This is a genomic window from Tractidigestivibacter montrealensis (genome assembly GCF_024741235.1).
GTDB classification, from domain to species: domain Bacteria; phylum Actinomycetota; class Coriobacteriia; order Coriobacteriales; family Atopobiaceae; genus Tractidigestivibacter; species Tractidigestivibacter montrealensis.
This window is the reverse complement of record NZ_JANSKA010000003.1, coordinates 293,122-313,600: the sequence shown is the minus strand read 5'-3', so window position 1 is coordinate 313,600 and position 20,479 is coordinate 293,122. Positions and strand designations below refer to the sequence as shown.

The 20,479-nt window shown below is 64.3% G+C and carries 20 protein-coding genes and 1 other RNA gene; all 21 read left to right on the top strand.

Annotation, left to right across the window (positions count from 1 at the left end; genetic code table 11):
• Window positions 1-2 precede the first annotated feature (2 nt).
• The 21 genes from NVS32_RS06195 to tsaE all read left to right on the top strand — a co-directional run bounded on the left by NVS32_RS06195 (window position 3) and on the right by tsaE (window position 20,299).
• A complete protein-coding gene (locus NVS32_RS06195) occupies window positions 3-932 on the top strand; it encodes a transketolase family protein (protein WP_032111296.1) in 930 nt (309 codons plus the stop codon).
• A 204-nt stretch (window positions 933-1,136) separates the two neighbouring features.
• Window positions 1,137-2,123: a cell division ATP-binding protein FtsE gene (ftsE, locus tag NVS32_RS06190; protein WP_032111295.1), complete on the top strand. Its 987-nt coding sequence runs from the start codon at window positions 1,137-1,139 to the stop codon at window positions 2,121-2,123.
• Complete coding sequence (gene ftsX / locus NVS32_RS06185) at window positions 2,110-3,036, top strand: permease-like cell division protein FtsX (RefSeq protein WP_032111294.1); 927 nt, start codon at window positions 2,110-2,112, stop codon at window positions 3,034-3,036. The genes ftsE and ftsX overlap by 14 nt, the downstream gene beginning before the upstream one ends.
• A gap of 76 nt (window positions 3,037-3,112) precedes the next feature.
• Window positions 3,113-5,164, top strand: coding sequence for a ribonuclease R (rnr, locus tag NVS32_RS06180; RefSeq protein WP_118343381.1), 2,052 nt, complete (start codon window positions 3,113-3,115; stop codon window positions 5,162-5,164).
• 75 nt (window positions 5,165-5,239) lie between these two features.
• Complete coding sequence (locus tag NVS32_RS06175) at window positions 5,240-6,178, top strand: hypothetical protein (RefSeq protein WP_042089159.1); 939 nt, start codon at window positions 5,240-5,242, stop codon at window positions 6,176-6,178.
• Entirely contained in the window at window positions 6,162-6,638 is a 477-nt protein-coding gene (gene smpB / locus NVS32_RS06170; RefSeq protein ID WP_032111292.1) for an SsrA-binding protein SmpB, read from the top strand. The genes NVS32_RS06175 and smpB overlap by 17 nt, the downstream gene beginning before the upstream one ends.
• Window positions 6,639-6,699: 61 nt before the next feature.
• Entirely contained in the window at window positions 6,700-7,365 is a 666-nt protein-coding gene (locus tag NVS32_RS06165) for a flavin reductase (protein WP_032111291.1), read from the top strand.
• Window positions 7,366-7,458: 93 nt separating this feature from the next.
• The gene (locus NVS32_RS06160; protein WP_032111290.1) at window positions 7,459-7,602 is read left to right on the top strand and encodes a rubredoxin-like domain-containing protein; all 144 of its coding nucleotides are present in this window, start codon (window positions 7,459-7,461) and stop codon (window positions 7,600-7,602) included.
• Between the two features lie 146 nt (window positions 7,603-7,748).
• Window positions 7,749-8,570 (top strand): HAD family hydrolase, encoded by an 822-nt coding sequence (locus NVS32_RS06155; RefSeq protein ID WP_258499073.1) that lies wholly within the window; start codon window positions 7,749-7,751, stop codon window positions 8,568-8,570.
• A gap of 110 nt (window positions 8,571-8,680) precedes the next feature.
• Window positions 8,681-9,409, top strand: a complete 729-nt coding sequence (locus NVS32_RS06150; protein ID WP_118078447.1) for a YoaK family protein — start codon at window positions 8,681-8,683, stop codon at window positions 9,407-9,409.
• 248 nt (window positions 9,410-9,657) lie between these two features.
• Window positions 9,658-10,029, top strand: a transfer-messenger RNA (tmRNA) gene (gene ssrA / locus NVS32_RS06145).
• Window positions 10,030-10,132: 103 nt separating this feature from the next.
• On the top strand, window positions 10,133-11,026 hold the full coding sequence (locus NVS32_RS06140) for a patatin-like phospholipase family protein (RefSeq protein WP_042089154.1): 894 nt from the start codon (window positions 10,133-10,135) through the stop codon (window positions 11,024-11,026).
• 200 nt (window positions 11,027-11,226) lie between these two features.
• The gene (rplM, locus tag NVS32_RS06135; protein WP_032111288.1) at window positions 11,227-11,667 is read left to right on the top strand and encodes a 50S ribosomal protein L13; all 441 of its coding nucleotides are present in this window, start codon (window positions 11,227-11,229) and stop codon (window positions 11,665-11,667) included.
• Window positions 11,668-11,670: 3 nt separating this feature from the next.
• The gene (rpsI, locus tag NVS32_RS06130) at window positions 11,671-12,066 is read left to right on the top strand and encodes a 30S ribosomal protein S9 (RefSeq protein ID WP_032111287.1); all 396 of its coding nucleotides are present in this window, start codon (window positions 11,671-11,673) and stop codon (window positions 12,064-12,066) included.
• 311 nt (window positions 12,067-12,377) lie between these two features.
• Window positions 12,378-13,715 (top strand): phosphoglucosamine mutase, encoded by a 1,338-nt coding sequence (gene glmM, locus NVS32_RS06125; RefSeq protein ID WP_032111286.1) that lies wholly within the window; start codon window positions 12,378-12,380, stop codon window positions 13,713-13,715.
• A gap of 168 nt (window positions 13,716-13,883) precedes the next feature.
• A complete protein-coding gene (glmS, locus tag NVS32_RS06120) occupies window positions 13,884-15,734 on the top strand; it encodes a glutamine--fructose-6-phosphate transaminase (isomerizing) (RefSeq protein WP_117652258.1) in 1,851 nt (616 codons plus the stop codon).
• Between the two features lie 3 nt (window positions 15,735-15,737).
• Window positions 15,738-16,340, top strand: a complete 603-nt coding sequence (acpS, locus tag NVS32_RS06115; RefSeq protein ID WP_042089151.1) for a holo-ACP synthase — start codon at window positions 15,738-15,740, stop codon at window positions 16,338-16,340.
• Window positions 16,341-16,346: 6 nt separating this feature from the next.
• Entirely contained in the window at window positions 16,347-17,969 is a 1,623-nt protein-coding gene (locus NVS32_RS06110; RefSeq protein ID WP_258499072.1) for an NAD(P)H-hydrate dehydratase, read from the top strand.
• A gap of 11 nt (window positions 17,970-17,980) precedes the next feature.
• The gene (gene alr, locus NVS32_RS06105; RefSeq protein WP_117652259.1) at window positions 17,981-19,138 is read left to right on the top strand and encodes an alanine racemase; all 1,158 of its coding nucleotides are present in this window, start codon (window positions 17,981-17,983) and stop codon (window positions 19,136-19,138) included.
• A 43-nt stretch (window positions 19,139-19,181) separates the two neighbouring features.
• Window positions 19,182-19,799, top strand: a complete 618-nt coding sequence (locus NVS32_RS06100) for a uracil-DNA glycosylase (RefSeq protein ID WP_032111463.1) — start codon at window positions 19,182-19,184, stop codon at window positions 19,797-19,799.
• Between the two features lie 2 nt (window positions 19,800-19,801).
• Window positions 19,802-20,299, top strand: a complete 498-nt coding sequence (tsaE, locus tag NVS32_RS06095; RefSeq protein ID WP_032111282.1) for a tRNA (adenosine(37)-N6)-threonylcarbamoyltransferase complex ATPase subunit type 1 TsaE — start codon at window positions 19,802-19,804, stop codon at window positions 20,297-20,299.
• Window positions 20,300-20,479 lie beyond the last annotated feature (180 nt).

The following is a 20,479-nucleotide window of genomic DNA, read 5'->3' as shown; positions in this document are numbered from 1 at the left end:
CCATGGCTAAGAGGGCAACACGCGAGGCCTTTGGCGAGACGCTCGTCGAGCTGGCTAACGAGGGCGTGAACGTCTGCGCGGTCGACGCCGACCTTGCCGGGTCGACCACAACCAACAAGCTCCAGAAGGCATACCCCGATCGCTTTGTCGACGTGGGCATCGCCGAGCAGGACATGATTGGCGTGGCGTCGGGCCTCGCCCTTACCGGGCTCATCCCGTTCACGGCGTCGTTTGCCGTGTTTGGCGTTGGCCGCTGCTACGACCAGATTAGGAATACCGTCTGCGACTCTAACCTCAACGTGAAGGTGTGCCCCACGCATGCCGGCATCACGGTGGGCGAGGACGGCGCGACGCACGAGATGCTCGAGGACATTGGCATGATGCGGGCACTTCCCAACATGCGCGTCCTGGTGCCCGCGGACTATCGCGCCGCAAAGGCCGCCATCCGCATTGCCGCTACCACGCCTGGCCCCGTCTACGTTCGCATGGGTCGCCACAAGGTGCCCGAGGTCTACGACGAGTACTTCGTCGGCGGCCTTCCGTACGCGGGCGTGCTGCGCGAGGGAACCGACGTCACCATCCTTGCCTGCGGGGTCGAGGTGGCGCAGTCGCTTGCTGCGGCAGACATCTTGGCAAAGAGCGGCATCTCTGCCGAGGTCATCGACGTCTTCTCGGTGAAGCCGCTCGCGGAGGACGTGATTCTCGCCTCTGCCGAGAAGACAGGCCGCGTCGTGACGGTGGAGGAGCACATGGTCTCCACGGGCATGGGCTCCGCGGTGGCGGCACTCCTTGCCGAGAAGCGCCCCACGCCCATGCGCTTTGTGGGCATGGGGAGCTTCGGTACCTCCGCTCCAGGCGACGTGCTTCTCGAGCACTTTGGCCTTGACGGGGCAGGCATTGCCCGCCAGGTCGAGGAGTTCGTCCGCGCCTAGCGGCGAGCCAACCAGCGCCTATGCAGGTGCGCGTGACGGTGCAGCAGCCGTCGCGCGCACCTGTTGTTTTTGAACCCTGTGGCCTTCTTGTGGCTTCCATCTGCGTGTTCTCTGTTCGCCCAGAGCTGCTCGCGTGCGGATGTGCCATCGCTTGGTATCATTGCAAATGTATCTGCATCTGCTATGCAAGAAGAAGGAGCTTTCGTGGCCAACCACTTTCGCAGCACAGAGCGACAGGGGTCGGGCGGGGATGGCATGAGGCTCGTGCCTCCCAGCGAGAATATCGTGAGCAACGTCCCGGACATCGAGCCCGTCGAGAACGCTGACGAGCCGCAAACCCCCGCCGCAACAGAAAACGCACCAGAGGCGGTCCACGTCGTCACGGCATCCGATCCAGCAGACTCCACAAGCGAGCAAGAGCGTCCCTACACCAGCGTCTTTGCGTCCCTCGCGGGCAACGACGCCCCTGTGACGCCGCACACCGGCACCCCCACCATTTCGTTTAAGAGCGTGACCCTCATCTATCCAGCCCAGCCCAACAAGCCGGCCCTCGAGGACGTGAGCCTGGACATCTATCCCGGCGAGTTCGTCTTTGTCGTGGGCCACTCCGGCTCGGGCAAGTCGTCGCTCCTGCGCCTCATTACCTGTGAGCGCCGCGCGACCTCTGGCCAGGTCCTTGTCGCCGGCCAGGACCTCACCAAGCTTAAGAACAAGAAGGTCCCGTACCTCCGTCGCCAGATTGGCACCGTCTACCAGGACTTCAAGCTCCTGCCGGACAAGACGGTCTACGAGAACGTCGCGTTCGCTCTTGAGTGCATCGGTAAGCCGCGCGCTGTCATCAACGTGCAGGTCCCCGAGGTGCTTCGCCTTGTTGGCCTTGCCGAGAAGCAGGACAACTATCCCGACCAGCTCTCCGGTGGCGAGCAACAGCGCGTCTCCGTGGCAAGGGCGATGGTCAACCGCCCGCCGCTGCTCATCTGCGACGAGCCCACGGGCAACCTCGACCCGGCCATCTCGCTGGGCATCATGAAGTTGCTCGATCGCATTAACCGCGAGGGTACGACCGTGGTCATGGCTACCCACGACCGCGAGATGGTCGACTCCATGCGCAAGCGCGTTATCGCGCTGGAGGCCGGCCACGTTGTCCGCGACCAGGAGAAGGGAGGCTACGGCTACTATGGTGCCCTCTAACTTCACTTACTCGCTGCGCGAGGCGGGCCACCACTTCCGCAGGAACTGGTCGACGGTCCTCGGCGCAATCGTGACCATCTTTCTTTCGCTCTTCATCATCGGAGCATTCGTCCTTGCCTCAAACGTGCTCAGCAACATGGTGGGCAGCGTCGAGGACAAGGTGACCATCCAGGCATTCCTTGCCGACGACGCCGACCAGGCAACCGTCGAGCAGCTCCAGTCCGAGATCGAGGGTTGGGACAACGTCGAGTCCGTCACGTATCGCAGCAAGGACGAGAACCTCGCGCAGTATCGCACCTCGATGTCGCAGAGGAACGCCTCTGACGCCGTGGCGGCGCTCGACGGCCAGAACCCCATCCCGGCCTCGCTCGTGATCAAGCTCACCGACCCACAGCAGGTCGAGGGCACGGCCGAGAAGCTCATCGCCGACGAGACCTTCAAGTCCGTCTGCGACACACCCGACAACCCGTCGAGCGACGTCCAGTATGGCCGCGATACCGTCGAGAAGCTCTTCTCGGTCACCAACATCGTGCGCGTTGCCGCCATCGTACTTGTGGTGCTTCTGATCTTCGTGGCGTTCGTGTTCATCAACAACACCATTCGCCTCGCCATCACCGCCCGTCGCAGGGAGATCGCCATCATGCGCCTGGTTGGTGCGTCGAACGGCTTCATACGAGGGCCCTTCATCATGGAGGGCACGCTGGAGTCGCTTATTGGCGCGGGACTTGCCATCGCCGCACTTGCGGCCGGTATGAGCTACGTCATGCCCAGGCTCGAGAACAGTCTCAAGTTCCTCTCGTTCTACGTGTCACCCCAGACGCTTTGGCTCACCTATGGCGGCCTTCTGGTGCTGGGCGTCCTCATCGGCCTCTTCAGCTCTGCCATCGCCATGAGGCGCTACCTCAAGGTGTAGGGCGGGTATAAAAGGCTTGCTGTTAGTTGGGGCGGTGCGGCTTGTTCGCGCCGCCCCGTTTTATCAAGGAGGAGATATGGGCAGAAGGCGTCCAGGCGCTCGTCGCGGCAGCGGACATCGTCGTGGCAGAGGGAAGGCGGCCGTGCGCCGCTCGCCCACGCTCGCGGGCACGCTGCGCGTCACAAAGCCCGGCGTTGCCACGGTTGAGACGGCCGAGGGCAGCTTTCGCGTTGCTCGCCGAGGTCTGCGCGAGGCCATGAACGGCGACGAGGTCACGGTCTCGGTCTTTCCCGCCCGTGGTGGCAAGAAGGTCGCCCTGGTACAAGGTGTGATCACCCGTGCCCAGACCACCTTCCTCGGCCGCTTTGAACTGGCGGGTCCTCTGGGTGCCGTGGTACCGCTCGACGCGCGCCTGGGCCGCGACTTCTTCGTGGTGCCTGAGGACACGTCGCCAGCCCGCCTTGGCGTGGGGGAGGGCGACGTAGTGGTTGCCCGCATTGCGGAGTACCCCACTCGCAACAGCGCCGCCGTGGTGACCATCGAGAGCCGCGTTGGCTCCTCGGACGAGCTCGACCTCAATGTCGAATCGGTCATCGCATCCTATGGACTTGCCACGGAGTTCCCGCCGGCCGCGCTTGCGCAGGCAGAGGGTATCCAGGCAGGTGTCGAGGAGGCCTTGAAGCGCGAACCTGGCCGTCGAGACCTGCGCTCCCTTTGCTGCATGACCATCGACCCCACCGATGCGCGCGACTTTGACGACGCGGTGTACGCAGCCCAACTCCCCGACGGCGGCTTTGAGCTCTGGGTGCACATCGCCGACGTCACGCACTACGTGGGCTGGGACACCCCCATCGACAACGAGGCAAAGCGTCGCACCTGCTCAGCCTACCTTGTCGACCGCGTGCTGCCCATGCTGCCCGAGCGCCTCTGCAACGACGTGTGCTCACTCAGACCGCGCGAGGACCGGCTGGCCATGAGCGTGCGCATGGAGCTTGACGATCAGGGCCGCCTTGTCTCGGCCGAGGCCATGACCTCGGCCATTCGCTCGACCGCGCGCCTTGACTACGACACCGTTGACGCCCTGCTTGCCGGCCGCGTGAATGCCTCTGCGCTGCACGAGGACCAAAGGGACGCCCAGACGCTGGAGGAGGCTCTGCGCGTGCTTGACCGCATCCGCGGCCTTCGCGAGCGCATCCGCGAGGAGCGCGGCTCAATCGACTTTGACACCGTGGAGCCAAAGGTTACCCTCGACGAGGAGGGACATCCCACGGGTGTGATCGTGCGCACGCGCACGCGAGCGACTGGCCTGGTCGAGGAGGCAATGCTTCTCGCCAACGAGTCCGTGGCTCGTATGCTTGCAGACCGCGAGGTGCTCTGCGCCTACCGCGTGCACGAGCGGCCGTCGCCGGAAGACCTTCGCGCAACGGTGCGCCCCCTCATGGAACTGGGGCTCATTGACGGCAGCGCACAGCGCGAAGCGCTCATTGCGGGCGAGCCGGAGGCGATCAACGCCGTACTCGATGCCGCCCGAGGAACCGCCGGCGAGTTTCTCGCCAGCGCACTTCTCCTTCGCGCGCAGAAGCGTGCTATCTACATGCCCACCAACCAGGGGCACTATGCCCTGGGGGCGCAGGCGTACTGCCACTTCACCTCGCCCATCAGGCGCTACCCGGACGAGCTGGTGCACCGCGCGCTCAAAGCTCTTCTTGCCGGTACGCTGGGCAGCAAGGAACAGGAGCAAATAGCGGGCCAGCTCCCGCAGCTCTGCGCCACGTGCTCACAGATGGAGCGCGCCGCAGACGGCGCTGCCCGCGCGAGCCAGCGCATCAAGATGGCCGAGCTCTACGCAGACCACGTGGGAGAAGCGTTCTCGGGTGTGGTGTGCGGCTGCGAGCGCTTTGGGCTCTTTGTGATGCTCGACGAGACCTGCGCCGAGGGACTCCTGCCCGCGCGCGCCCTTGGCGGGGAATGGCTCGAGTACGACGAGGACCGCATGACCCTCACGGGCGAGGAGTCCGGTCGCGTGTGGGGGATGGGCACCCGCGTACGCGTAGTGGTCACCGAGACGGACATACCGCGCGGAAGGATAGACTTCGCGCTCGCAGACCCGCGTGATGCCGCGCGATAATGGGAAGACTAACGAGCAGTGCATACCGCGCGTCTCGCGCGTGAGTTTGGCCCCAAGGGGCCAGGGGAGAGGGACATGGATCAGGAGCAGAGCCAGAGCACGCTGACAGACAGCCTCGAGCAAGCCGAGGGACTTATCCTGCAGGAGCAGGACGACGCGGCGCGGGAGCTTCTCGCCCGTCTTGCAGAGGATGCCGAGGAGTACGTCGACCGTAACTGCGCGGCCACCGAGAGCGACCAGTGGTTCAGCTTTCCCACGATTTTTGACCGCCTGTGCTACCGTCGCGTGGAGCGCGATCCCCGCACCCTGCATGACGTGGGTGAGCCCCTGGACCGCCTCTATGCGGACCTCGCGCTTGCGTGCGTGCGCACCGGCGACTACAACGCTGGCGTCGAGGCGCTCAAGCAGGCGGTGCGCTGGAACCCCATGAACTGCGGCTACCGCCTTGACCTGGCCGATCTCTATCGCACCAACGGTGACATGCAGGAGTACCTGGCGCTCACGTACAGCTGCTTCGAGCGCGCGAGCGAGGCGCGCCACCTTGCGCGCGCCTTCCTCAACTTTGCCGGCTACTTCGAGGCGCAGGGCAAGCCGCGCACGGCGGCCGCCGCGCTTCGCGCGGCAAGGCGCCTCGAGGTGGAGGACTCGGCGCTCAAGGCCGCGCTCGACCAGGCCGCTGGCACCGAGCGAGACCCGGATGGCGTGACGGACAAGGAGACCGCAGATCTTCTCGCCGAGGAGGGGCTGCCCGACGGCGCAAACGCCGAGGTGGCCATCTGCCTGCTCATGTGCGCCCAGGACGCTGCCGTTGCAGGAGATCGCAACGTGGCCACCAACCTTACACTGCGCGCTCGCGACCTGGTGGGCGAGTCCGCTGCCATGACGCTTCTGCAGCTCATCCGCGACACCGACGCCGAGATGGCCCGGGAGGCAGCAGCTGGCGACGCCAATGATGCCGGGGACGAAAACGATCCGCAGGCCAACGGGGGTGCGGGCGATGCCCAAGCCAACTAAGCGCGAGAAGAAGACCATCGCGCGCAACCGCGCGGCGCGACACGAGTACTTTGTGGACGAGACCTTTGAGGCGGGCGTCGAGCTCACCGGCACCGAGGTCAAGAGCCTGCGCGAGCGCGCGTCCCAAATCACGGACGCCTTCTGCCTCATTCGCGGGGGAGAGGTGTGGCTGCATGGCGTGCACATCCACCCCTACTCCAACGGCGGCGTGTGGAACGTGGACCCCGACAGGAAGCGCCGGCTCTTGCTGCACCGTCATCAGATTGACTACCTTGACGGCAAGCTCCGCACAAAGGGCATGGCCCTCATCCCGCTTGAGCTCTATTTCGACGAGCACAACCGCGTGAAGCTCTGCATTGGCCTCTGCCGTGGCAAGAAGCTCTACGACAAGCGCGACGACATGGCGCGCCGCGATACCGACCGCGAGATTCAACGCGCGCTCAAGGAGAGGAACCGCTAGGTGGCGCCGCCGGGCGATATGATGGAAACGTCTGGTCCGCAAGGTCGAGGAGAGGAGACCCATGGACGCAAAGGCGATGTTCAGTTTCTCGTACGGGCTCTATGTGGTGTCGGCCAACGACGGCGAGAACGTTGGCGCCTGTCTCATCAACACTGCGCTGCAGGTGACGGGCGACCCGCTGCAGGTTGCTGTCACGCTTAACAAGCAGAACCACACCACCCAGGTCGTGAAGGCGGCGGAGCACTTCACGCTCACGGTGGTCTCCAAGACGGCTGACATGCCCTTCATTGGCCGCTTTGGCTTCAAGAGCTCCGCGGACGTCGATAAGTTCGAGGGCATCACCACCAAGACGTCGCTGCTCTTTGACCCCTACACGCCAGAGCATGCCTGCGCCATGGTCTGCTGCGCCGTGGTGAACACCATCGACCTGGGCACCCATGTGATGTTCATCGGCGAGGTCTGCGATGCCGAGCGCGTCTCGGATGAGGAACCTATGACCTACGCCTACTACCACAGCGTCCTCAAGGGCAAGACACCGCCCAAGGCGTCCTCCTACATCGAGGGAGAAGACCCAACCAAACCCGTGGTGCCCGTCTCAGCGCCCAAGCACCACTTCCGCTGCAACATCTGCGGCTACGTCTACGAGACCACCGACGAGGAGCTCCCGGCGGACTTCCGCTGCCCCGTCTGCGGTGTTGGCCCCGAGAACTTCACCAAGATCGACTAGCGTTCCGCCCGTGGTGCGCCACGGTTGATGTAAGCTCTGAGGTAGCATTTGTTCGACCCGGTCGTTAGTTGGATCAAAGAGAGAGGAACCACCATGGCTGACGAGAAGAAGACCTACACCTTCCGCTGCACCGTCTGCGGCTACGAGGTCACCGTTGACACCCCCGAGCTCCCCGAGGACTACGTCTGCCCCGTGTGCGGCGTTGGCCCCGACATGTTTGAGCTCGTCGAGGAGTAGCGCTGGCTCTCTAAGACGTTGATCTAGTGCTGATGGGGTACGGGCTGGCGCCGCGTGAGCGGCCTAGCCCGTACCTTTGAGTGCGAAAAGGTTGCAGGGGCGGCGTTTGCCGCTGTCGCCGTGTTGCCACGGGTGAGGAGACGCGCATGTACAGGCTGGTTGCAAGCGATATGGACGAGACCTTTCTCGCGCACGACCACAGCATCCCCCAGGCAAACATCGAAGCCATTCGGCGCATGCGCGAGCTGGGCGTGCTCTTTGTGCCGGCGTCGGGGAGGTCGTACGCGTCGGTGGTCGAGAGCCTCTCGTCCGTTCCTGCAGACCTTCTCGACGGCACCTACGTGATCTCGTACAACGGCGGAACCATCAACCGCATGGGTGACCCGCGCCCCCTGGAGAGCCACTCGCTTCCTTTTGAAACGGTTCGTGACCTCTTTGGGCGGGCCAAGACCTTTGGCGTGGGCGTTCACATCTATCAGTGCGACGGCACTGTATGGGCGGCCAATCTGCCCGAGGATGACAAGCGCTACCTTGACGGACACATGGCCTACCAGGAGTTCGATGGCGTCTCCGTCGACTTCTTGCGCGACGTACCCCTGGCAAAGATCCTCTTTGCGAGGCACGACCTCGCTTTCCTCCATCAGATGGCCGAGCAGATCGGCGCGGTTCCGGGGACCTCATTTACGTTCTCGTCGGGCCGCTACCTCGAGTACCTCCCCGAGGGCGTGGACAAGGGCCACGGACTGTGCGCCTTGGCACGCATCCTGGGCGTCGACGTGGCAGAGACCATTGCGGTGGGGGATTCCCTCAACGACCTGCCTATGCTTGAGGCTGCGGGGCTTGGCGTTGCCGTCTCGAATGCCACTGACGGCATCGACGGGTTGGCAGGCTACGCTGCCCGTTCCAGCTGCGATGACGGCATCCTTGCAGAAGTGGTCGAGAAGTTCATAGAGCCGCAGGCGTGTTAGCCCTGCGCTACAATGGCGGGGCCGTGGCGGCTTGGGGCCGGCGTTGCGGCTGTGCGACCGGTGGGGCGCGTGACTAGGCGACGCCCCGCGAGGCTAGGAGGCCCTGGTACATGAAGCGCGCACGGCAGACGTCGGAGTCAATCGAGCTGGCGGCAATTCTCGCATTCTCGGGCGGACTCATGGATGCGTACTCGTACCTCGCACGCGGGAAGGTCTTTGCCAACGCGCAGACCGGTAACATCCTGCTCTTTGGCGTGAACCTTGCCGACGGCGACGTGGATCGCGCCCTTCACTACGCCGTGCCCGTGATCGCGTTCGCGGTGGGCATTGCCCTTGCGCACTCCATCAAGATCATCTCGAAGGAGCGTCGCCTGCACTGGCGTCAAGCTGCGCTTCTCGTCGAGGCGGCGCTTCTCATTGTGGTTGCGTTCATCCCCGACGACCTCAACCTCGTTGCCAACAGCCTCACGTCTTTGGGCTGCGGGATCCAGGTTCAGGCGTTCAGGAAGCTCCACGGCAACGGTTTTGCCACCACCATGTGCATTGGCAACCTGCGCAGTGGCACCCAGAGGCTCGTTGACTACGTGCACGAGAAGGACCGCACGTATCTTGAGGGGTGCCTGCTCTACTACGGGGTTATTCTCTGCTTTGCCATCGGCGCCATTGTGGGCAGCCGTGTCATTGGGGCGCTGGGCCTGAGGGCAATTCTCGTGAGCCCCGTGCTGCTCCTGGGTGCCTTTGTCGTGTTGTTCCAAGATCGCGAGAAGCGCGCCCGTGAGCGCGCTGCGGCGGCTGCTGCTGCCGAGACTGCGGAAGCGCACCCTCAGGCGTCAAAATGACGCCTGAGCAGCGACTTTGTACGTGATTGCCGCGATATCGTGCCTTCTGGCGTCAGTATGACGCCAGAGCAACGGTTTCCGAAGCAATTGCGTATGAAACGCGCTTCTCGGCGTCCGCTTTTCTCCGCAAGGGCTTTTTCCGACAAGCACAGTAGAGAACAACTCCTCTTTGGGTAGACTATGCCATGCGGCTGTGAGCCGCTGTTCTCTGATAACGCGTATGGTGGCAGTGTCCCCATTCCATCTCTGGGGGTGACTGGTTTCGACAGGGTGCATCTGAGATGGGCAGCAGGCCGTGGTCTCCTCGCCACGTAAAACAGGGGAACCGTCAAATTGAATTGACGACAACTCTTCTTACGAGCCTCAGCTGGCTCTCGCTGCTTAGTCTTAACTAACCAGCGCGTCAAACCGGGGGTCTCTCCCGCTCCCGGGGCGGCGTCATTCTAGGGAGACGCTCGCGCGGATGTAGTCGGTATGCCGCGCGCTAAGACTAAACCGGCTGGGAGGCCAAGCGCGGGCTACCGGGTGCGCGGCCTCCAAGACTCAACCGGCAGCTGAGCCTGGAGACACCTGTCAGGGACGTGCTTTGGACCGGAGTTCGATTCTCCGCACCTCCACCAAAAGCGTAGGCGTCGAACCCCGTAAGGGGGTTCGGCGCTTTTTGTATAGTTGGGTGGTCGCGCACGGTGCGGCAACGTGACGGTTCGTATTCGGAGGCGGTCTATGGGCAGCAACGACAAGCCTGCCCTCGTCCTTGAGGGCGGCGGCTACAGGGGCATCTTCACGGCCGGCGTTCTCGACGTCCTTCTCGAGAGCGGCATTTACACCAGCTCCTTCAAGAGCGCGTGGGGCGTCTCGGCGGGTGCGCTCAACGCGGTGAGCTACCGGTCGCGCCAGATTGGCCGCACCATGCGCATCATGCTGACCTTCCGCGATGACCCGCGCATGATGTCGCTCCTCTCGCTGGTACGCACGGGCAACCTCGCCGGGACCGACTTCATGTACGACGAGGTCCAGAACCACATTGACCCCTGCGACCTGGAAGTCTTTGACAATGACCTCACGCCGATGTACTTCGTGGCATCCGACGTGCTGTTTGGCGCGCCGGCCTACCTGGCTGTGGAGGGCGAGAGGCTCGACGCCACCAAGGCCCGCGCGTCCGCGTCTTTGCCGGGCGTCTCGACGATGGTCGAGATAGACGGCCACCGCTACCTCGACGGCGGCACTACGGACTCCATCCCCTTTGCCGTTGCCATGGGGCTCGACGGTGCGCCCGAGGTATCCGGTGCAGAGCCCGCCGACCGCGCGCTCGTGGTTCTCACGCAGGACCGCACCTACATCAAGGATGGTGCCACCGAGCGCGCCATCCTGAGGACCCACCGCTACGACGCCTACCCCTACTACGAGCAGGCCCTTGCCACGCGCGCAGACCGCTACAACGCGCAGCGAGAAGAACTTGCCGGCCTCGAGGCGGAGGGCCGCGCGTTGGTGCTGAGGCCGCCCGAGCCGGTGAAGATCCACACCTCCGAGCACAACGGCGAGCCACTCCTGCGACTCTACCTGCAGGGACGCCAGGAGGCAGCAAGTCACCTTGACGAGATTCGCGCGTTTCTGTAGGGGCGTTCCCAAGCAGCAGCGGTGTCCACAGCGGTGCTTCTCGCTTGTCAAAATTGTGTGGAAAAAAAGCTCGCAAAACGGGGCGTCTGCGGCTGTATACTTTTAAGGCTTTTCCACCCAGAGCCCCGTAACCTCTGTTTCGAAAAAGCACGGCGGCCTGTCCAGAGGTAGCCATTCAAGATGTGTGTAGGAGGAGTCAAGTGAAGAAGTCGACTCAGTTCGCCAAGACGGGCGAAGTCGAGCGCAAGTGGGTGCTCATCGACGCCGACGGCATGACGCTCGGTCGCCTTGCGACCCAGGCTGCCATGATTCTCCGTGGCAAGAACAAGCCCCAGTACACCCCCAACGCCGACACCGGTGACTTCGTGATTGTCATCAACGCCGACAAGGTCGTTCTTACCGGCAACAAGGCAAACACCAAGTCCTACTGGCGTTACTCCGGCTACCTCGGCGGACTCAAGACCGAGTCCTTCAAGGAGGCCATGGCCAAGCACCCCGAGCGCGTGATCGAGCACGCCGTCAAGGGCATGCTCCCCAAGACCACCCTTGGTCGCAAGCAGGGCATGAAGCTCAAGGTCTACGCTGGCCCCGAGCACCCGCACGCCGCTCAGAACCCCGTCAAGATCGATGTGGAGGCTTAACCGATGGCTGACAACACCGTTGTTTATACCGGCACCGGCCGTCGTAAGGAGGCTGTCGCTCGCGTCCGCCTCGTTCCCGGCACCGGCAAGATCGTCGTCAACGGCCGCGACGCTGCACAGTACTTTGGCCGTCAGCAGCTTGTTGACAACGCCGCTGCGCCCCTCCGTCTGACTGAGACCGCCGAGTCCTTCGACGTCCTCGCTCGCTGCGATGGCGGCGGCATCAACGGCCAGTCCGGCGCCCTTCGTCTTGGTATCGCCCGCGCTCTTCTCCAGGCTGGCGAGTACCGCGAGGAGCTCAAGAAGGCTGGCTTCCTCACCCGTGACTCCCGTGCCGTCGAGCGCAAGAAGTACGGCCTCAAGAAGGCCCGCAAGCGCCCGCAGTTCTCGAAGCGCTAGGTTCTTCTCATCGCTTTGCCCCTTATCGGGATCCGCACTTGCTGCGGGTCCCGATTTTTTGTGCGTGGCCGTCCTTGCCCCCTTCCGCCCCCTCGTCCCTTGCCGTTCTTTAGTGGTATTTGAGAACCGTACCACTCGCCATCTGGGTAAACGTGGCGCCCGTCTCTCAGAAACCGCTAAAGAACGAGGAGGCCGGGAGGGGTACGGACGCGACGAGAGTTGAGAGAGCCACTCCCCACAGTGCGCCCACAGGCAACTGGTAGAATCATTCTCACTGCGCAAAACCGGTACCCCGAAACAAGGAGCGAGAAATGAAGTACTTCGGAACCGACGGCTTTAGGGGCAGGGCCAACGAGGGCCTTAATGTTGACCACGCCTATAAGATCGGGCGCTTTGTGGGCTGGTACTACGGTGCCCGTCGCGGCGCCAAAGCTCGCGTGCTTATCGGCAAGGACACCCGTCGCTCGAGCTACATGTTCGAGTCTGCGCTGGTAGCAGGCCTGGTTGCCAGCGGCGCCGATGCCTACATGCTCCACGTCATCCCCACGCCGGGCGTTTCGTATGAGGTCATCGACGGTGGCTTTGACTGTGGCGTCATGATCACCGCAAGCCACAACCCCTTCACGGACAACGGCATCAAGCTCGTTAACCGCGAGGGCTACAAGATGGACGAGGACGTGCTCGAGCAGGTCGAGGACTACATCGACGGAAAGCTCGAGGTTCCTCTCGCCACGGGTGATGCCATTGGCTGCACCGTTGACTACATGCAGGGCCGCAACCGCTACATCGCGCACCTCATTGCCTCCTGCGGCTTCTCAATGCAGGGCGTCAAGGTGGGCCTGGATTGCGCAAACGGCGCCGCTTCCAGCGTTGCGCGCCCGGTCTTTGACGCTATGGGCGCCGAGACCCACGTCATCAACAATGCACCCAACGGCTTCAACATCAACGTCGACTGCGGCTCGACCCACATCCAGCGCCTGCAGGACTTTGTCGTGCGCAACGGCCTCGACGTGGGCTTTGCCTACGACGGCGACGCCGATCGCTGCCTTGCCGTAGACGAGCGTGGCCGCCTGGTCGACGGCGACCTCATCCTGTACGTGTGCGGCACCTACATGGCCAAGCACGGGCGTCTCGCCAAGAACACCGTGGTGCCCACGGTCATGAGTAACTTTGGCTTCTTCAAGGCGCTTGACGCCGCCGGCATCTCCTACGAGAAGACCGCAGTTGGCGACAAGAACGTGTGGGCCTGCATGATGGAGAACGGCTACACCTTGGGTGGCGAGCAGTCCGGCCACATCATCTTTGGCGACCTTGAGAAGACCGGCGACGGCATCATGACGAGCCTTCGCATCATGGAGGTCCTGCGTGCCGAGCGCGAGAAGCTCTCCGAGCTCACGCGCCCCGTCACGCTCTATCCGCAGCAGCTTGTGAACGTGCGCGTTGCCGATAAGGACGCAACTATGGCGGCGCCCGAGGTCAAGGAGGCCGTGGCTGAGGCCGAGAAGTTCCTTGAGGGCAACGGCCGCGTGCTAGTGCGCGCCTCGGGAACCGAGCCCCTGGTCCGCGTGCTTGCCGAAGCTCCGGAGGATCACCTGTGCCAGGAGGCCAATGCCATCGTCCTCAAGGCTCTGGAGCCGTTCAAGGAGTAGGAAACATTGACGCCCACGCTGCCGTACATAGGTCCGGCGGCGTGGTTTCTCTTCGTCGATACCAGTTGGGCCGCGGAGCATTATCCGCGGCTGATAGACTCTAGGCGACGTGCGCCATACCGGCGCACGTGCGCAAACTAACCGTAATTTGTGTGCGAGGGGGCAAACATGTGCGGAATCGTGGGATACACTGGCAAGAAGCAGGCGGCCCAGTTCCTTCTGGACGGGCTGGCAACGCTTGAGTACCGCGGCTATGACTCGGCAGGCGTCGAGGTTCTGTCGCCCGACGGAGAGCTCCATGGCGTGAAGTGCGCCGGTCGCGTCTCTATCTTGGCCGACCGCTGCAAGACCGCCAACCTTACGGGCACCACGGGCATCGCGCACACGCGCTGGGCCACGCACGGCGCCCCAACCGACAAGAACGCCCACCCACATCTGGACTGCACCGGCCGTATTGCCATCGTCCACAACGGCATCATTGAGAACTACCGCGAGCTTCGTAGTTACCTGGCGCGCAATGGCCACACCTTTGCCTCCGACACAGACTCCGAGGTCGTGGCGCACCTCGTCGAGGACGCGTGGGACGGCCCCTGCAAGGGCGATCTGGTTGCTGCCGTGAGCAACGCCGTGAGCCGCCTTGAGGGCTCCTGGGCGCTCGCCGTTGTGTGTGCAGATGCCCCCGACCAGCTTGTCGTTGCACGCAATGGCTCGCCGCTCGTTGTGGCCTCCACGCCCGAAGGCGCCTACGCAGCCTCCGACGTCACGCCGCTTGCAAGCGTGACGGCTCACGTCATCCAGCTTGAGAACGGCCAGATTGCACGCCTCGAGAAGTCTGGCAAGGTCACCGTCTATGACGCCGAGGGCACCACGGTTGAGCACCCCAGCACCTTTGACATCGACTGGGACGCCTCCGCGGCAACGCTCGGCGGCTACGCCGACTTCATGGAGAAGGAGATTGCCGAGCAGCCCGAGGCCATCGAGCGCCTGCTCAAGAGTCGTCTGGGCGAGAAGGGCATCCTTCTCGACGAGCTTCGCATGAGCGAGGAGGACCTCGCGGCCGTGGACCGCATCTTCATCATCGCTTGTGGCACCTCCTACCACGTGGGCCTCATTGCCCGAACTCTCATCCAGACCTGGGCGCACGTCCCGGTTGTCTGCGAGTATGCCTCCGAGTTCAACTACGAGCAGGACGTCCTCATCACCGAGCACACGCTCTGCATGATCATCACGCAGTCCGGCGAGACTGCGGATACTCTTACGGCGGCGCGCCGCATGAAGGGGCTGGGCTGCAAGGTCTTCGCCGTGACCAACGTGCTGGGCTCCTCCGCTGCGCGCGAGTCCGACGGCGTCCTCTACGTGCAGGCAGGGCCGGAGGTCTGCGTGTGCTCCACCAAGGCCTATACCGCCCAGATGGTGGCTTGCGCGCTCTTTGCGCTGCGCCTTGCGCAGGCCAACGGCCACATGGACGCCACCGAGGTGAGCGGACACTACGCCGACCTTGCCACGCTGCCAGACCTCATCCGCACCGTGCTCTCCCGCGCCTGGCAGGACAAGCAAGCGGCTGCCGTCTTCCGTCGCGCGCACTCGGCGCTGTTCCTTGGACGTGGCGTTAACTCCACCACCGCCTACGAGGGCGCACTCAAGCTCAAGGAGATTAGCTACCTGCACGCCGAGGCGTACCCCGCCGGCGAGATGAAGCACGGGCCCATCGCCCTGCTCGAGCCGGGATTCCCGGTGGTGGCCATCGTCCCCGAGGATCGCGTGCACGACAAGACCGTCTCGAACATCCAGGAGGTCATCGCCCGCGGTGCCACCTGTGTCGCCGTCGCTACCGACGGCGATGAGTCCGTGGCGTCGCTCTGCGAGCACGTGCTGTGGATCCCGCCCGTCGAAGACGAGCTTCTCGTCCCCATTGTGGCCGTTGTTCACCTGCAGGTGCTGGCGCGCTACGTTGCCCGTTCGCGCGGCTGCGACGTGGACAAGCCCAGGAACCTCGCCAAGTCCGTCACGGTGGAGTAGCGCATGGCACTGGCTGGCATTGGCGTCGACATGCTCGAGATTGCGCGCATGGAGCGCACCATGCGTCGCAGGCCGTCGTTTCTTCGACGTGTGTTTACCGAGGAGGAGCGCGCCTACTGCGACGCCTGCGCCCGCCCCGCCGAGCACTACGCCGCGCGCTTTGCGGCGCGAGAGGCCGTGGTCAAGGCGCTGGGCACGGGATTCTCGAACGGTGTGGGGTTCTCGGACGTCTCGGTGACTATGGACGCACAGGGAAGACCTCGCGCGCTGCTCAGCGGTCGTGCCGCCCAGATCGCCCGCGAGGGCGGCGTGCGTGAGGTGGCGCTCTCGCTCTCCTACACGCGTGACGTGGCGGTTGCTAACGCCGTTGCCGTGACCGACGAGGTACGTCCCCAGCCAGAGGACAGGCCCGACCCAGAGCGCGAGCTTGCCGCCTCGTTCCGGGAAGCGCGTTCTGTGTTGGACGAACTCGAGCGTGCGCAAGATGGGATAATGGCTGACGTGCCGGCAGAGAGTTCCGTTGTCGACACCCAGATGACACAAGAGGAAGGTGAAGCCGGGGGACCCGCGGACGCATCCGTGCCGGTAGAGCCAGCCAAGGAGTAGAACGATATGCAGCCCGTACTCAACGTCGAAGACGTCAAGCGCGTCGAGGTCGCGCTCACTCGCGTGGGCGTGAGCATCTCCGAGCTCATGCACCGTGCTGGATGTGCTGCTGCCCAGGAGGCACTTGCCCTAGGCGACGTGCAGAACGCCGTGATTCTTGCCGGCATGGGCAATAACGGGGGAGACGGCTGGGTTGCCGCCGAGGCCCTGCTCGCCCATGGCGTGAACGTCAAGGTGGTCACGCCCGTCGAGCCCGATCAGCTCTCCGGCGACCTTGCGCGCCAGGTTGCCCAGCGTGCCGTGCGCGCGGGCGTCTCCACGCTGGTGGGGCCGTCGCGTGACGAGCTCGAGGGGCTCCTCTCTGCTTCCGACGTGGCGCTCGACTGCATGCTGGGCACCGGCTTCCACGGTGACGTCCGCGCGCCCTTTGACATTTGGATCGACTGCGTGAACAGCTCCGGGGTGCGCGTGGTTGCGGTGGACGTGCCCAGCGGCCTCTCGGCGCAGACAGGGCATGCCCCTGGCGCCTGCGTGGTCGCAGACCTCACGGTTACCATGCTGTGCCTGAAGCCCGGTCTTCTCGCCGACGACGGTCGCGACGTGTGCGGATCTATTGTCGTGGCGCCACTTGCCGAGCAGACCGAGCAAATTGTGGTCGAGGCAGACCCCGTGGCCTGGCGCACCGACCTCGAGGATTACCTCGACGTGATGGTGCCTCCCACCACGGCGGTCGACAAGTTCTCGCGCGGTTCGGTGCTTGTCGTGGGTGGTTCCTCTCGCTTTGTGGGCGCGCCAATTCTGGCGGCGCGCGCTGCCGCCCGCGCTGGTGCGGGCTACGTTACGCTGGCCGTGCCCGCGTACATCGTGCCGCAGGTACAGGCCCACGTGCTGGAGATTCCCGTCGTGGGGCTGCCCTGCGACGAGGACGGCACCATCTCCAAGGAGGCCGTGCCCATAGTGACCAAGCTGGCCGAGAAGCGCTCGGCCGTCCTCGCTGGTCCCGGCATGCGCGTCTCCGGCGGCACCGTGGCCGTTGTCTCGGCACTTCTCGCATCTCCCGCCCCGCTTGTGCTCGACGCGGACGCGCTCAATTGCATCGCCCGGCTTACCTCGGGCAAGCTGCAGGACTTCCCAGAGATTCTGCGCAGGAACACGCCGCTTGTGCTTACCCCGCACCGTCGCGAGCTTGGCCGCTTGGTAGGCAAGGAGGAGAACCCGCCCGCCTCGCTGGTGGACCAGCTTGAGGACGCGCGCAAGATCGTGTGGTCCGATGGTGGCTCCGAGCTGGTCGTGGTTGCCAAGGGCACCGCAACCGGCTGCGTGGGCGTCGAGCAGGCCATCCTTCCCAAGCCTGGCCCGGCGGCGCTTGCCACGGCGGGCTCGGGAGACGTTTTGGGCGGCATCATTGCCTCCAGGCTCGCGCAGACCTACGGGCGCTTGGACAACCTGCCGCTGCTCTGTGCCCTCTCCTGCGAGCTTCACGGCTATGCCGCGACACTTGCCATGGAACGCATGGGCTCGAGGGGCGTCATGGCATCTGACATTATCGATGAGCTGGGCATTGCGGACGACGCTCTGGGGGAGCGCGTGACCTTCCCCGACGCCGACAACGGTGACGATAACAACTAGGGAGCGTAGGCATGGCAGTTCAGAGCCCTGCGAGCAGGTGGGCGTGGGTTGAGATTGACCTCTCGGCCCTCAAGCGGAACACGCGCAAGTTCAAGGTGCTCCTCGAACCCGGCGTCAAGATGATGTGCGTTGTGAAGTCGGACGCGTATGGGCACGGCGCCGAGCGTTGCGTGCGAGCCATGCACTCTGCCGGTGCCGACCAGTTTGCCGTTGCCACCGTAGACGAGGGCGTGAAGCTGCGCCAGGCGGGCATCGAGTGGCCCATCCTCGTGCTCTCCGAGCCACCCATGGACTGCGTGCAGACGCTCGTGGACTATGACATCATGCCCTCGGTCTACACGTCTGAGCTCGCCCTTGCGCTGGGCGAGTGCGCGGCTGCCTCGGGCAAGGTGGCCCGCTACCATCTAGCCGTAGACACCGGCATGACGCGCATTGGCGTGCGTCGCGAGGACGTGCTGGAGCTGCGCCGCACTATCGACTTCCACCGTGGGCTTGAGTGCGCGGGCATGTTCACGCACTTCGCCACCGCTGATGCCATCGACGATTGGGACTTTGCTCTGCAGCTCAACCGCTTCAACGAGGCTGTTGCTGCGGTGCGCGAGGCGGGTCTGGAGACCGGTCTTGTCCACTGCGACAACACACCGGGCACGGTCCTGCACCCCGAGTGCCACTACGACATGTGTCGCGTGGGCATTGGCCTCTATGGCTTGCAGCCGGCCGAGACCACGGCGCCACGCATCCAGCTCGATCCGGTGATGAGCGTGCGCGGTCGCGTCACCCGTGCCATCTACCCCAACGTGGGCGACGGCGTGGGCTATGGCCTCACCTGGCGCGTCCCCAAGCAGAACATGCAGGTGGCAACCGTGCCCATCGGCTATGCCGACGGCCTTGCTCGCACGCTCTCGAACAACATGGACGTCATTGTGAACGGCTCTCGCTGCCGCCAGGTTGGCCGCATCTGCATGGACCAGTTCATGTTTGCGGTAGACGTGAACAACGCCCGTGCGTACCGACCTGCCAAGCCGGTAGAGATGGGTGACGTGGTGACTGTCATTGGCCGCGACGGTGACGAGGAGATTACCGCCGACGAGATGGCCAAGCTCCGTGACACCATAAACTACGAGGTCGTATGTGATTTTGGCATGCGTCTCGAGAAGGTCTATGTCTAGGCGCCGGCGTGAGCGCGCCAGCCTCTTGGAGGGCGATGGAGAGATGTCGGTGATGCACATCCCCGGCCACGAGCACCAGGGTCCGCAGGAGGTCACGCTCGAGGAGATTCGCGCCGTGATGGGCAACTGTCAGCTCTGCCCCTTGGGGCAGACGCGCACCAACCTCGTGTTTGGTGTGGGCAACCCCAACGCGCGCGTGATGTTCGTGGGCGAGGGCCCTGGCCGCAACGAGGATCTGCAGGGCGAGCCCTTTGTGGGTGCCGCCGGGCACAAGCTCGACTCGCTTCTCTCGGTTGCTGGCCTTACGCGCGACCAGATCTACATTGCCAATGTGGTCAAGTGCCGCCCGCCCGGAAACCGCAACCCCAAGCCCGAGGAGATTGCTGCCTGCTCGCCCTTCCTTCGCGAGCAGATTCGTTCCGTGTGGCCGGATGTCCTTGTCTGCCTGGGGAACTTTGCCTCCCAGTTTGTGCTGCGCACCGAGGCGGGCGTCACGTCGCTGCGCGGCAAGCTGTACCAGACCGGGCACTTTGTGGTGTGTCCCACATTTCACCCGGCGGCCTGCATCTACCACTCGGACTGGCAACCGCTTCTCGAGAGCGACCTTGCAATGGTGGGCCAATGGCTGCGGGACAACCCGCCTGGCCCGGGGAAGGAGTAGCCGTGGCACGAGAGGCGTCGTTTAGGACCGCGTCGCAGGAAGAGACCATCGCGCTTGGCCGCGTGCTGGGTGGGCTTCTCCGCGAAGGTGACGTGCTGGTGCTCACGGGGGACCTGGGGGCAGGAAAGACCCAGCTTACCAAAGGCATTGCCGCGGGCATGGGCGTGATGGCAGACGTCACGAGCCCAACCTTCACCATCGAGATGGTCTACCACGGGCGCGAGATGGACCTCGACCACTTTGACCTCTACCGCCTTGACCGTGCGGAGCAGCTCGAGGACACCGGCCTCTTTGACGTGCTGGGTGCCGATGGCGTCTGCGTGATCGAGTGGGGCGAGCAGTTTGCCAACGAGATTGGCGATGCGCGCGTGGACGTGTTTGTCACGCGCCTGGATGCCGAGGCGGCTCCGGGCGAGGAGCCCCCGCGCGAGGTGCGCTTTGTTGCGCACGACGCCCGCGGCGAGGCGCTGGTGGATGCGCTGGCGGCCGCAACGGCGTAGGGGGCGGCTGCGGCTTCTCGCCGGCACCTTCTCCTTGTGGGGCTATGGGGCTATTTCCGGACACATAACTGTGTCATCAGATTAGATTTTGTCGAATATTGGCCCGACAGTCCCCCGGAGGGCCTTCTGGCAGCTCCCGGCGAGAATCGCGTGTGCTCTAGTGGCAGCGCAGCGCCCGCC